Below are 13,185 nucleotides of genomic sequence, written 5' to 3'. Positions count from 1 at the left end.
CGGCGTTTCGTTTCGGTCTTGCGTTATGTCTTTATTCTTTCAGCCGCCCGAATCCCTGTCAAATTGACTGGGCTTCTGGTACAACGCGCACAACACGCCAAGTCCACCGGAGTGGAGGAGGAGTGGGTTGCGCCGCACCGCGTCGGCTTCTAGAGATTAGCAGCGCTCTCAGACCGCTCGGGACGGTTCGTCGTGTTCTTCGGACACAGAACGATCACGACCGAACATAGACTCCCCACGTGAGCAGCAACACGCCGCCACTGGCGAAGAAGATTCCTACCGAGCGGACCCATCACGGCGACACCGTCATCGACGAGTACGCCTGGCTGAGCAACAAGGAAGATCCGGATACCAAGGCCTACCTGGAGGCGGAGAACGAGTTCCTCAAGCAGCAGACCGGTCACCTCTCCGACCTCCAGGAGCAGGTGTTCCAGGAGATCAAGGGCCGCACCCAGGAGACCGACCTGTCGGTGCCGAGCCGCAAGGGCGCGTGGTGGTATTTCAGCCGCACCGAGGAGGGCAAGCAGTACGCGGTCTCCTGCCGCGTCCCCGCGGACAGCGACGCGCCACCGGAGATCACCCCAGGCGGCAAACTCGACCGCGAGCAGGTGATCCTCGACGGCAACGAACTCGCCGGCGACAGCGCGTTCTTCTCGATCGGCACCAGCGCCGTCACGCCCGACGGCACGATGCTGGCCTACTCGACCGACTACAAGGGGGACGAGCGCTTCACCCTGAGGTTCAAGAACCTCGAGACGGGTGAGCTGCTGCCCGACGAGATCGCCGACATCTTCTACGGCGGCTCCTGGTCGGCCGACGGCTCGGCGTTCTTCTATACGCGCGTCGACGACGCCTGGCGCCCGTTCCAGGTCTACCGGCACACCCTCGGCACTGAGGAGGACGTGCTGGTCTACGAGGAGACCGACGAACGTTACTGGGTCGGCATCGGGCTGACGCGCAGCGAGCGCTACCTGGTGCTCGGCGCGGGCAGCAAGATCACCAGTGAGGTGCGCATCCTCGACGCGAACGACCCCGCCGGCGAGTTCCGTATCGTCCGGCCCCGGACGACGGGGATGGAATACAGCGTCGAGCACGCGGGCGACTTCTTCTACATCCTGCACAACGAGAACGCCGAGAACTTCGAGCTGGCCACGGCTCCGCTCCACGACCCGGGCGCCTGGACGCCGATCATCGCGCACCGCGACGACACCAGGCTCCTGGAGATCGACGCGTTCGAGGGCCACGCCGTGGTGCACTTCCGCCGCGACGGGCTGACGGGCCTGCGGGTTCTGCCGTACCCGAGCACGATCGCCGACTGGCGCGAGCGCGTCGAGGCGGCCGAGCGGAACGCGTACGAGATCGACTTCCCCGAGCCGCTGTACGACGTCGGCCCGGCAGGCAACCCGGAGTTCATCACCAAGCGGCTCAGGCTGGCTTACACGAGCATGGTGACCCCGCCCAGCGTGTACGACTACGAGCTCGACACCCACGAGCTGATCCTGCTCAAGCGGCGCCCGGTGCTCGGCGGCTACGAGCCGGCCGACTACGAGCAGTTCAGGGAGTGGGCCACGGCCGAGGACGGGACGAGGATCCCGGTGTCGATCGTGAAGCGGAAGGACGCGAGCAAGCCCGCCCCGACCGTGCTGTACGGGTACGGCAGCTACGAGACCTCCATCGACCCGGGCTTCTCGGTGCCGAGGCTGTCGCTGCTGGACCGCGGGTTCGTCTTCGCCGTCGCGCACGTCAGGGGCGGTGGCGAGATGGGCCGCCACTGGTACGAGGACGGCAAGCTCACCAGGAAGCGCAACACGTTCACCGACTTCGTGGCCGTGGCCAGGCACCTGAAGGCGACGGGCTGGAGCGAGCGCGTCATCGCCAGGGGCGGCTCGGCGGGCGGCCTGCTGATGGGCGCGGTGACGAACCTGGCGCCGGAGGAGTTCGCGGGTGTGGTGGCCGAGGTGCCGTTCGTGGACGCGCTCAACACCATCCTGGACCCGTCGCTGCCGCTGACCGTGATCGAATGGGATGAGTGGGGCGACCCCCTGCACAACCCGGACGTGTACGCCTACATGAAGAGCTACACCCCGTACGAGAACGTGGACGGCAGGTCGTACCCGCCGATCCTGGCGATCACGAGCCTGAACGACACCCGCGTCCTCTACCACGAGCCGGCGAAGTGGATCGCCCGGTTGCGCTCGACCGCGCAGGGCGGCCCCTTCCTGCTGAAGACGGAGATGGGGGCGGGTCACGGCGGGCGCAGCGGCCGGTACGACGCCTGGCGCGAGGAGGCGTTCGCGCTGTCCTGGATCATCGAGAGGGGCACGTCATGACGTATCAGGCCGACGAGGGGCGCTATGAGCGCCAGCCGTACAACCGCAGTGGCCGCAGCGGGCTGAAGTTGCCGGCGGTCTCGCTGGGACTGTGGCACAACTTCGGCGACAACCGGCCGATCGAGAACTCCCGGGCGATCCTGCGGCAGGCGTTCGACCTCGGCGTGACGCACTTCGACCTGGCCAACAACTACGGCGTGCCGTATGGGTCGGCGGAGAAGACCTTCGGCCGGATCATGAACGAAGATTTCCGCAAATATCGGGACGAACTGGTGATCTCCACCAAGGCCGGCTACGACATGTGGCCCGGCCCCTACGGCGAGTGGGGCTCCCGCAAATACCTCCTGGCCAGCCTGGACCAGTCCCTCCAGCGGATGGGCCTGGACTACGTGGACATCTTCTACAGCCACCTTCCCGACCCGGAGACGCCGCTGGAGGAGACCATGGGGGCGCTGGACCGGGCGGTGCGCTCGGGCAAGGCGCTGTACGCGGGCATCTCCAACTACTCGGCCGAGCAGACCACGCAGGCCGCGCGGATCATGCGGGAGCTGGGCACGCCGCTGCTCATCCACCAGCCGTCCTACTCGATGATCAACCGGTGGATCGAGGACGGGCTGCTGGACGCTGTGGAGGAGGCGGGGATGGGCTGCATCGTGTTCTCGCCGCTGGCGCAGGGCGTGCTGACCGACCGCTACCTGGACGGGGTGCCCGCCGACTCGCGGGCCGCCACCAGCCGCTTCCTCTCCCCCGACCGGGTCGACGCGGAGCTGGCGCGCGATCTCAACGAGGTCGCCAGGGGCCGGGGGCAGACGCTGGCTCAGATGGCGCTGTCGTGGACGCTCAGGGACCCGCGGGTGACGAGCGTGCTCATCGGCGCGAGCAGCGTGAAACAGCTGGAGGACAACGTGGCCTGCGTCGACGGCCCCGACTTCACCGAGGACGAACTCGAGGCCATAGACAAGATCACAGAGCGCTGTGCCTCTGGAGGTAGGTGAAGGAGGCCCAGCCGGGCAGCACCGGCAGCCAGAACGTGAGCAGCCGGTACAACAACACGGCCGACGTGGCCACCGCTTGCGGCACACCTGCCGCGATCAGCGCCAGGATGAGCGCGGTCTCGACCGCGCCGAGCCCGCCGGGTGTGGGCGCGGCCGAGCCGATCGCGTTGGCCGTGAGGTAGACGACGGCGACGGCGGTGAAGCTGATCTCACCGCCGAACGCCGCCACGCAGGCGTACAGACAGGCCACGAACGCGATGGTGATCGTGAGCGTGCCCAGGCCCGCCTCGATCATCTTGAGCGGCGACTGCAGCACGTCGAGCAGCCGCGGCAGCACGTTGCCGAACAGCTTGCGCAGCCGTGACGTGACCATCCTGCGCACCGGCGGCACGCCGAGCACCACGACGACCAGCAGCGCGATGGCCAGCAGCGCCACGACGAGCCCGCGCGACGGCGTGAAGGAGGTGGCGGTGGTCGAGCCGGTGATGTAGGCGAACAGCAGCAGCAGCGAGATGTGGAAGACCAGCATGATCAGCTGCGAGGCGCCCACGCTGGCCACCGCGCTCGCGGGCGTGATGCCGCGCTTTTGCAGGTAGCGGGTGTTGATCGCGACGCCGCCCACGGCCGGGGGCGTCACGAGCTTGACGAACGAGGACGCGAACTGCACGAGCACGGTACGCCAGAGCGGCAGCGGCTCGGGCACGAATCCCCGCAGCATCAGCGCGGCGGCCACGAAGCTGGCGAACGCGGCGACCAGCGCCAGCCCCGACCAGGCCCAGTTGGCCGTGGTGATCACCTTGTAGACGTCCACCTGGCTGAGCTGGTAGAGGACGATGTACGCGGCGATCGTGCTGGCGATGATCGTGATCAGCGTGCGCGGACGGAACCGCTCGAGGCGCAGCTCCTCGACCTTGCCCACCGGCTTGAGCGCGACGATGTGCTCGCGGAGCGCGGCCAGCAGGTTTTTCTCCTTCGCCAGGGCCGAGCGGGTCTCCCTGGTGAGCGCGATGCGCTGGAGCAGCGGCATGGCGGCGGCCAGCGCCTCGGGGCCCATCACGGCCGCCGCGGCCCGCACCGAGCGCTCAGGGCCGACGCGCAGCGCCAGGTAGGTGAGCAGCTGGGCGACGTCGAGCCGCAGCAGCAGGTCGCCGGCGGCGATCTCGCCGCTGCGTGCGTCGGTCAGCACGACGCGTCCGTCCCGGTCAAGGTGGATGCTGTCACCGGTGAGCCGCCGGTGCGCCAGGCGCTGGACCTGCAGCAGCTCGACCTGCTCCCAGATCTGGGCGAGCAGCTCGTCGTCGATGTCCGCGTCGGGCACCTCGTCGAGGGGACGCGTCTCGATGTGCTCGTAGGCGAGCAGCGCGGCCTCGGTGCCGATCTCGCTGGTGCCGAGGAGCCGGGGCGTGCTCGCGCCGGCCGCCTGGGCGGCGTACGCCATGAGCGCCTCGCGCTCCAGCTCGGCCCTGAGCGACCTGATGGCCCGGCGCCTGGTCTCGGAGTTGAGCCTGATGCGCCGCCACAGCCGGTAGGGCAGCCCGGCCACCTGCCGGTCCCGGTCGAGCACGGTGACGTCGAGGCTGCTGCCGTCCTTGAGCCCGATGGCGTAACGGCGGCTGCCCTGGTAGTCGTCCTCGACCCGCCGGGCCGACACCACCATGAACGACAGCTTGCGGAGCGCGGACACCACGGCGCTGCCCGGCGGCCTGGTGTTGGGGCTGCCGACGCCGTACAGGGTGGCGTAGCCGATGGCCATGCCGACCACCACGGTCACGATGGCGCTCGGCAGCGTGATCTGCCGGCCGGAGAAGAACGCCAGGATGTAGAGGGCGATCGTGGTCCACATCAGCATGCGCCAGGTGGGGCGGCGTGAGATGCGGACGGCGGTGGCGTACGCCACGACCGAGGTGAGCAGCGTGTTCAGCGGCTCGATGTCCCGGTCGCCGGTCAGCAGCACGCGCAGGTCGTCGAGATTGCCCCCGACGAGCCACTGCCCGAGCAGGAACGACCCGGCCATGCCGATGATCGCGGCGATCAGGCCTTCGGCGACCCGCAGGCCGTCACGGTGGAAGACCCGCTCGACGGCGAACGCCGCGGGTACCACGAGCACGGCCGCGCCGCCGAGGAAGGCCGCGATCCTGCTGAGCAGCGGGACGAGCTCCGCGCCCTCCTTGACGTCGGCCTCGAGGCCGATGAGCGTCTGCTTGGCGACGAGGGCGAGGAGGATGACCGCGCCGAGCACGATCAGCGTGGCGAAGAAGCGCAGCAGGTCGGACGGGCGCCGCAGGCGCTGCGGCAACAGCGGCTCTACGACGTAGACGTCGTTGTCCGCGCGTGACTCTGCCACGGCTGGGTCCTCCTCCGCGAGGTCCGCCGCGTCATCTCTTTCCCTGATATCGGCCACCGTCAGCGATTCTGCACCTTCCCGGCCGGACCGTACGATCTCTAGCTTCCAGTGTCCTCAATCCAGAGGCCGCGCAGCAAAGCTACACGGTGGAGCTCCAGGAGTTCATTCGGATTCCGCGACGTAAGCTGAGTCCCATGTCGGGCGAATTGAGGGTATTGGGGGCATGTCCGCTGGACTGCCCGGACACCTGTTCCTGGATCGTCACCGTCAACGATGGCAAGGCCGTCAAGCTACGCGGCAACCCCGACCACCCATACACGCGAGGCGCGCTCTGCGTGAAGGTCAACCGTTACCTGGAGCACACGCAGGCCGCCGACCGCATTCTCCACCCGCTGCGCCGCGTCGGGCCCAAGGGCTCGGGCCGGTTCGAGCGCATCACGTGGGACGAGGCGCTGGAGGAGATCTCGGTACGGCTGCGCGGCATCGTGGAGGAGCACGGCGGCGAGGCGATCTGGCCCTATCTGGGCACGGGCTCGCTGGGCTACCTGCAGGGCGCCGAAGGCGTGGCGGGCCGGCGGTTCTGGAACGTGCTCGGCGCCTCCAAGCACTGGCTCAACATCTGCTCGGCGGCCGGCGGCAGCGGCCTGAAGCGGACGAACGGCACCCCTGCCGGCATGGACCCGGAGAACTTCGCGCTGTCCAAGCTGATCCTGCTCTGGGGCACGAACACACTGACCAGCGGCCACCACCTGTGGAAGTTCATCCAGGACGGCCGGGCGAACGGCGCGTACGTGGTCGCCATCGACCCGATCCGCACCAGGACCGCCGACCAGGCCGACGAGTACCTGCCGATCAGGCCCGGCACGGACGCGGCCCTCGCGCTCGGCCTGCTCAACGTCGTGCTCGCGGAGAACGCGCAGGACGAGGAGTTCCTGGCCGAGCACACCGAGGGCTGGCCGGAGTTCCGCGAGGAGATCCTGCGTCACCCGATCGAAAAGGTGTCGGAGATCACCGGCATCCCGGCCGCGGATATCCACAGCCTGGGGATGAGGCTGGCCCACACCCGCCCGACCGCCATCCGCGCCACGATGGGCATCCAGCGGCACGCGGGCGGCGGCACGGCGATGCGCACGATCGGCGCGATCCCCGGCGTCACCGGCGACTGGCGTCACCCGGGCGGCGGCATCGCCTACTCCACCAGCGGCCACGTGCACGTCGACATCGACACGCGCGAGGACCTGCTGGCCAAGCCGGTCCGCACGCTGGTCATGACCAAGCTGGCCTCGCAGCTCGACGACGTGAAATGCCTGTGGGTGTACGCGGCCAACCCGCTCGGCTCGACCCCCGACGGAAACGCGATCAGGCGGCAGCTCGCCCGCGAGGACCTGTTCACGGTCGTCATGGAGCAGTTCCCGACCGACACGGTGGACTATGCCGACATCGTGTTGCCGGCCACCATGCAGACCGAGCACTACGACCTGCATGCCGGGTACGGGCACCTGTACCTGCTGTGGAACGAGCCCGCGGTGGAGCCGGCCGGTGAGTGCCTGTCCACGACGGAGACGTTCCGGCGGCTGGCGGCGCACATGGGGCTTACTGAACCGTCGTTGTACGACTCGGACCTGGAGCTGGCCGAGCAGCTGCTGTCCAGCGGGCATCCGGCGCTGGAGGGCGTCACGCTCGACCGGCTGCGCAAGGAGGGCTGGGTGCGGATGAACTATCCCCAGCCGTTCACCCCGTTCGCCGACGGTTTCCCGACGCCGTCGGGGCGGCTGCGCTTCCCGCCGTCCGGCCGGGCGTACGTCCCGTCCCACACGGCCCAGGCGGAGAGCTCGGCGTACCCGCTGGCGCTGATCACGCCGGCCGCGCACACCTTCCTCAACACGATCTTCGGCAACAACCCCGAGCTGCGGCGGCGGGCCAAGGACCCGGTGGTGCTGGTCAACCCGGCCGACGCGGCGGCCCGCGGCCTGGCGGCAGGCCAGCGGGTACGGGTGCACAACGAGGGCGGCGAGTTCTTGGCCGATGTGGAGATCAGCGACCGGGTGGCGGCCGGGGTGGTGGCTTCGGCGAAGGGCCGCTGGCCGAAGCTCAGCCCCGGCGGCGCCAACGCGAACGCGGTCGTGGCCGAGCGGGACGGCGACATGGGCAAGGGCCCCGGCTATCACGACAACCTGGTCGAGATCAGCCCAGCTTGAGTTTGTAGCCCTCGTGGGAGGCCGTGAAGCCGAGCGAGTCGTAGAAGCGGTGCGCGTCCTGGCGTGACTTGTCGGAGGTGAGCTGCACCATGGCGCAACCGCGGGCGCGGGCCCGATCGATCGCCCACTGGATCATCGTGCGGCCGAGCCCTTGCCCGCGCGTGGACGCGGCGACCCTGACCGCCTCGATCAAGCACCTCTCGGCGCCGAGCCGCGACAGCCCGGCCAGGTAGGTGAGCTGCATCGTGCCCACCACCTTCCCGTCACGCTCGGCCACGATCAGCTCGTCGTAGGGGTTGGCGTCGATCCGGTCGAAGGCCGCCAGGTAACGCTCGTCGGCGGGGTCGCCCTCGCGGGTGGCGCCCAGGGGATCGTCGGCGAGCATCGCGACGATCGCGGGCACGTCCTCCTTGCGGGCCTGGCGGAAGAGCAGGGACAGCACGTACTGCGACTCCGGGAGGTCGGGCCCGGACTCCCGTGTGATCACGCCGACCTTCCCGCTCGGCACGAATCCCTTGCGGGCGTAAAGCGCGCGGGCGGCGTGGTTGGCGTCCACGACCCAGAGCCGCACCTCCGCGGCCCCGGCGGCACGGGCCCAGGCGACGGCCTCGTCGACCAGCCGGGAGCCCACGCCCGCGCCCCTCGCCTCCGGCGCCACCCACATGGACACCAGATGGACCCCGGACTCCTCCAGGCGCCCGCACAAGAGCCCCACGTCCACGCCGTCGCCGGTCGCGGCCACCCACCACTGTGCATGCGGGTCTCTCAGCCACTCAGCCCATTTCTCCGCCGGGAACGCGGCCTCGCTCTCATAGGTGGCCCAGAAGGCGTCCGGGGTGTCCCGGAGAGCCCTCAGCCGCACCTCGCGCAGCCGCGCCTGATCCCCCACGCCAAGAGGCACAATGTCGATTTCCTGCATGTCTGAATCATGTCAGGGACAGCTCAGGGTCCTTCCCCGATGCCCCCAAGGGATCCCAAAAGGCACGATTTCCCTATGGAGGAACGTCACATGAACGAAATCAGTCGACGCGATGAGGTCTCGCTTTCGGGCGCCGCCCTGCGTGGCGCCCCTTGGAAGGCCGCCGCCATCGGCGGCGGCGCGGTGAGCGCGGTCAGCTTCGGCCTGGGGGCGCTCACGGGCACTGGCGATCTGGTGTGGGCGCTGGGCCTCGGCATCAGCCTGTTCGCCCTGATCGCCGCGATCGGGGCGGTGTCCAAGCCGAACGAGGGCGACCGGGTGACCCGCCAGGCCCGCGTGTGGTCGCTGCGGCATCCGTGGAAGTTCGCGCTGCTGCCCGCGGGCATCACGGCGGTGCTGGACTACCCGGTGCAGCTGGTGCTGGACGGCGAAGGGGTGTTCGGCTCGGCCGTGGACGCGCTGTGGCACGGCGCGCTGGTCTACCTGATCGCCGGCATCCTGACGCTCACGATGCAGGGCCGGGCGCGCTCCGCCCGGTGACCCGCACCCGTCATCAGGCGGTCGCCGCCTCCCGCTCGGCCTGGCTCCGGCACACGCAGAACTCGTTGCCCTCGGGGTCGAGCATCGTCACCCAGCCGCTGCCATCGGGCTGGCGACGGTCGTCATAGACGGTCGCCCCCAGCCCGACCAGCCGCTCCACCTCTTCGTCCCTGGTCCGTCCTTCGGTCCCGTTGACGTCGAGGTGCAGCCGGTTCTTCACGGTCTTGCCTTCGGGCACGCGGATGAACAGCAGGAACGGATCGCGTTCGGTCCGCAGCATCACCTCGTCGTCGCCCGGCTTGTCGCCCTCTCCCAGGGGCAGCCCGGTGGCCTTGCTCCACCAGCCGGCGATCTCGTACGGGTCGGCGGCGTCAATGGTGACGGCATGGATCTCGATCATGCCGCCACCCAACCGGACACCACCGAAAACGTCAAGGTGGTGTCAGTCCCACCAAACGGTGACCCACCGGTCCCGGGGCACCGGCCACATGCCGAGCTCCAGCACCGTCTCCGCCACTTCCGCCGCCCTGGACGGATCGAGGCACACCCGCCGGCACGCGCTCTCCGCCAGCTCCTCCAGCGTCGTAAAACGTTCCAGAGGAGCCTCCCGCTCCTCCACCTGCACGGGGTAGCCGAGCGCCGCCGCCAGCGCCACGCAGTCCTCCGCGATCGGCCGCACCGGCCTGCTCACCCCATGGAAGTGCTCCCACAGCGGCGTCATCCAGCTCATGGGATGGCGATGCGGCAGCTCCAGCACCACCCGGCCGCGCGTGCGCGCGTCGAGCGCCCGCAGGAAGTCGGCCAGGTCCGGGACGTTGTAGACCACGTGGGCGGAGATGGACGCGTCAACGACCGGCACCCGGTCCGCCACGTCCGGCCAGCGGCCCTCGACCGTCGTGACCGGCACGCCGAGTTTGTCCGCCCTGAGCGTGAGCCCCTCCAGCATGGGCGCCGAGGTGTCCACCGCGTAGAGGTGGCCGATGCGCCCGCCCAACGGCAACGACGAAGCGCCGGCTCCCGACCCCACGTCGAGGAGCGTGCCCTGGTCGGGCAGGGCCTCGGCGAGCCGGGTCATGGTGGGCCCGTCGTCGGGCTCGGCCAGCGCCCTGTCGGTGCGTGTGCCGAACCGCTCCGGCGAATGACTCCACGGATCCGCGGGTGCCTTGGCCAGGATCTCCTCGGGGATTGCCCAGGATTCCAGTCGCTCTCGCCATCTGGCGGCGAGTTCTTCGGCGTCCATGGAGACGAGCATGCCATGCATGACGGGGGTTACCCGCGGGTAGCATTGCAGAGTAAGGTTACTCACCAGTACAGACGCCCCCGGTTCAAGGAGATCTACACCCATGGGCCACTACAAGAGCAATGTTCGCGACCTGGAATTCAACCTCTTCGAGGTCTTCGGGCGACGCGAGATCCTCGGCACAGGGCCCTTTGCGGAAGTGGACGAGGATGTCGCGCGCAGCATCCTCGAAGAGGTCAACAGGCTGGCCACAGGGGTCCTCGCCGACTCCTTCGAGGAAGGCGACAGGCACCCGCCCGTCTTCGACCCGGCGACCGGCAGTGTCGAGATCCCCGAGGGCTTCAAGAAGTCGTACAAGGCGCTGGTCGACGGCGGCTGGGCGCACCTCGACCTGCCCACCGAGCTCGGCGGCCCGGGCATCCCGCGGAGCCTGGCCTGGGCGACGGCCGAGATGGTGCTGGGCGCGAACCCGGCGCTCTACATGTACGGGGCGGGCCCCAACTTCGCCTACACGCTGTGGAAGATGGGCACCCCGGAGCAGAAGCGCTTCGCCGAGCTGGCCATCGAGCGCGACTGGGGCGCCACCATGGTGCTCACCGAGCCGGACGCCGGCTCGGACGTGGGCGCCGGGCGGGCCAAGGCGGTGCGGCAGCCCGACGGCAGCTGGCACATCGAGGGCGTCAAGCGCTTCATCACCAGCGCCGAGCATGACATGACGGAGAACATCTTCCACCTGGTCCTGGCCCGCCCCGAGGGCCACGGTCCCGGCACCAAGGGGCTGTCGATGTTCCTGGTGCCGAAGTTCCACGTGGACCTGGAGACCGGCGAGCTCGGCGAGCGCAACGGCGTCTACGTCACGAACGTCGAGAAGAAGATGGGGCTGAAGGTCTCCACGACCTGCGAGCTGACCTTCGGCGAGAAGCACCCGGCGGTCGGCTGGCTGGTCGGCGAGGTGCACGAGGGCATCAAGCAGATGTTCATGGTGATCGAGCACGCGCGCATGATGGTCGGCACCAAGGCCATCGCCACGCTGTCCACCGGTTACCTGAACGCCCTCGAGTACGCCAAGAACCGGGTCCAGGGCGCGGACCTGACGAGGATGACCGACAAGAGCGCCCCGCGGGTGACCACCACCCACCACCCGGACGTACGGCGCGAGCTCATGCTGCAGAAGGCGTACGCGGAGGGCATGCGGGCCCTGGTGCTCTACACGGCCACGTTCCAGGACACGATCCTGATCGACCCGGACGACCGGCACGCGCAGGACATGAACGACCTGCTGCTGCCGATCGTCAAGGGCGTCGGCTCGGAGCGGTCGTACGAGCTGCTCTCCCGTTCGCTGCAGACCCTGGGCGGCTCGGGCTACCTGCAGGACTACCCGATCGAGCAGTACATCCGCGACGCCAAGATCGACTCCCTGTACGAGGGCACGACCGCGATCCAGGGTCTCGACCTGTTCTTCAGGAAGATCCTGCGTAACCAGGGCGCGGCGGTCGGCTCGCTGCTCGGCGAGATCAACGAGTTCGCCGGCTCCGACGCGGGCAACGGCCGGCTCAAGGAGGAGCGCAAGCTGCTGGCCGAGGCCGCCGCCGAGGTCAAGACCATGGGCGACACCATGGCGGGCTGGGCGCTCGGCTCGCTGGACAACCCGGCCGAGGTCTACAAGGTCGGCCTCAACACCACCAGGTTCCTGCTGGCGCTGGGCGACCTGGTGATCGGCTGGCTGCTCCTGCGCCAGGCCGAGGTGGCGCTGGCCAAGCTGGGCGACGGCGAGGACCCGTTCTACCTCGGCAAGATCGGCGCGGCCTCGTTCTTCGCCAAGACCGTGCTGCCCCGGCTGACCGCCGAGCGGCGCGTGCTCACCTCCACCGGCCAGGAGCTCATGGAGCTGCCCGAAGAGGCCTTCTAGAACCCGGTCGCACCCATAGAACGCCCGCACTTGTGTGGGCGTTCTTCGTGTCCGGCCTGATGGGTGTGATCACCGTTACGCGGGTATGACCGTCGGCATACTCGCCATTTGCCTGGAGGTCGTCATGGGTGTCGGGGTCAGCATCTTCTTCCTCACGCTCGGCGCCATCCTGAGGTTCGCGATCGAGCCCGACGTGTTCGGACCAGCGGTCCACATGGACGTGGTCGGAATCATCTTCATGATCGTCGGTGGCGTGGGCATCGTGCTGAGCGTCGTGCTGGCCCCGAGGCGGGGCCGCACCTCCGACGACAGGCTCATGCACCGGGAGAACAACCCGCCGGAGATCTAGACGCTCAGCTGCGCGGCCGCCCGCGTCGCCAGGATGGGCTTGATGTGCTGGGCGATCACGGCCTGGTGCTGCGGGTGGTCGCGGTAGACCAGGTAGTCCTCGACGCTGTCGAAGTCGGCCACCACCGCGTAGTCGTGGTTGCCCTGGTTGATGCCGGCGTCCGGGCCCACCGTGTAGGAGCGCAGCTGCGGGATGGCGGCGGGCAGCTTGCGCAGCTCGGCCGTCACCGCGGCCTTCTGCTCGTCGGTCGCGTCGTCGGTCCATGTGAACAGCACGATGTGGCGAATCATGCGGCAAACACTATCGACATCCCTTCATAGGGAGAGTTATTCTCAGATTGAGATTGACTCAGAATGAGAAG

11 protein-coding genes and 1 pseudogene are annotated in these 13,185 nt (G+C 68.9%); 6 read left to right on the top strand and 6 right to left on the bottom strand.

The window, feature by feature from the left end:
- Nucleotides 1-239 precede the first annotated feature (239 nt).
- Together OHA25_RS12120 and mgrA are read left to right on the top strand one after the other, a co-directional pair.
- Entirely contained in the window at nucleotides 240-2,330 is a 2,091-nt protein-coding gene (locus OHA25_RS12120) for a S9 family peptidase (protein WP_327587655.1), read from the top strand.
- Nucleotides 2,327-3,325, top strand: a complete 999-nt coding sequence (gene mgrA / locus OHA25_RS12115; protein WP_327587654.1) for an L-glyceraldehyde 3-phosphate reductase — start codon at nucleotides 2,327-2,329, stop codon at nucleotides 3,323-3,325. Before OHA25_RS12120 ends, mgrA begins: the two co-directional genes overlap by 4 nt.
- Here the strand turns inward: mgrA and OHA25_RS12110 are convergent.
- On the bottom strand, nucleotides 3,294-5,669 hold the full coding sequence (locus OHA25_RS12110; protein WP_305923159.1) for a lysylphosphatidylglycerol synthase transmembrane domain-containing protein: 2,376 nt from the start codon (nucleotides 5,667-5,669) through the stop codon (nucleotides 3,294-3,296). The two genes, mgrA and OHA25_RS12110, sit on opposite strands and share 32 nt — an antisense overlap.
- Before the next feature lie 194 nt (nucleotides 5,670-5,863).
- On the opposite strand from OHA25_RS12110, the gene OHA25_RS12105 reads away from it, so the two are divergent.
- A complete protein-coding gene (locus OHA25_RS12105; RefSeq protein ID WP_327587653.1) occupies nucleotides 5,864-7,867 on the top strand; it encodes a molybdopterin-containing oxidoreductase family protein in 2,004 nt (667 codons plus the stop codon).
- Here OHA25_RS12105 and OHA25_RS12100 read toward each other — a convergent pair.
- Together OHA25_RS12100 and OHA25_RS12095 are read right to left on the bottom strand one after the other, a co-directional pair.
- The gene (locus OHA25_RS12100; protein WP_327590966.1) at nucleotides 7,854-8,252 is read right to left on the bottom strand and encodes a GNAT family N-acetyltransferase; all 399 of its coding nucleotides are present in this window, start codon (nucleotides 8,250-8,252) and stop codon (nucleotides 7,854-7,856) included. The two genes, OHA25_RS12105 and OHA25_RS12100, sit on opposite strands and share 14 nt — an antisense overlap.
- A gap of 120 nt (nucleotides 8,253-8,372) precedes the next feature.
- Nucleotides 8,373-8,786 (bottom strand): annotated as a pseudogene (locus OHA25_RS12095) (GNAT family N-acetyltransferase); the annotation flags it as partial.
- Nucleotides 8,787-8,876: 90 nt separating this feature from the next.
- On the opposite strand from OHA25_RS12095, the gene OHA25_RS12090 reads away from it, so the two are divergent.
- Nucleotides 8,877-9,326, top strand: a complete 450-nt coding sequence (locus OHA25_RS12090; protein WP_327587652.1) for a hypothetical protein — start codon at nucleotides 8,877-8,879, stop codon at nucleotides 9,324-9,326.
- A gap of 13 nt (nucleotides 9,327-9,339) precedes the next feature.
- On the opposite strand, the gene OHA25_RS12085 is transcribed toward OHA25_RS12090, so the two are convergent.
- Nucleotides 9,340-9,726, bottom strand: coding sequence for a VOC family protein (locus OHA25_RS12085; RefSeq protein WP_327587651.1), 387 nt, complete (start codon nucleotides 9,724-9,726; stop codon nucleotides 9,340-9,342).
- Between the two features lie 42 nt (nucleotides 9,727-9,768).
- Entirely contained in the window at nucleotides 9,769-10,566 is a 798-nt protein-coding gene (locus OHA25_RS12080; RefSeq protein ID WP_327587650.1) for a class I SAM-dependent methyltransferase, read from the bottom strand.
- A 103-nt stretch (nucleotides 10,567-10,669) separates the two neighbouring features.
- Between OHA25_RS12080 and OHA25_RS12075 the strand changes: the two genes are divergently transcribed.
- The gene (locus OHA25_RS12075) at nucleotides 10,670-12,475 is read left to right on the top strand and encodes an acyl-CoA dehydrogenase (RefSeq protein ID WP_327587649.1); all 1,806 of its coding nucleotides are present in this window, start codon (nucleotides 10,670-10,672) and stop codon (nucleotides 12,473-12,475) included.
- Nucleotides 12,476-12,560: 85 nt separating this feature from the next.
- On the top strand, nucleotides 12,561-12,824 hold the full coding sequence (locus OHA25_RS12070) for a hypothetical protein (protein ID WP_305923165.1): 264 nt from the start codon (nucleotides 12,561-12,563) through the stop codon (nucleotides 12,822-12,824).
- On the opposite strand, the gene OHA25_RS12065 is transcribed toward OHA25_RS12070, so the two are convergent.
- Nucleotides 12,821-13,114, bottom strand: a complete 294-nt coding sequence (locus OHA25_RS12065) for a Dabb family protein (protein ID WP_327587648.1) — start codon at nucleotides 13,112-13,114, stop codon at nucleotides 12,821-12,823. The two genes, OHA25_RS12070 and OHA25_RS12065, sit on opposite strands and share 4 nt — an antisense overlap.
- Nucleotides 13,115-13,185 lie beyond the last annotated feature (71 nt).

The organism is Nonomuraea sp. NBC_00507 (assembly GCF_036013525.1).
Lineage (GTDB): Bacteria > Actinomycetota > Actinomycetes > Streptosporangiales > Streptosporangiaceae > Nonomuraea.
The sequence above is the reverse complement of the archived record's forward strand: the minus strand, read 5'-3'. Positions and strand labels throughout refer to the sequence as shown.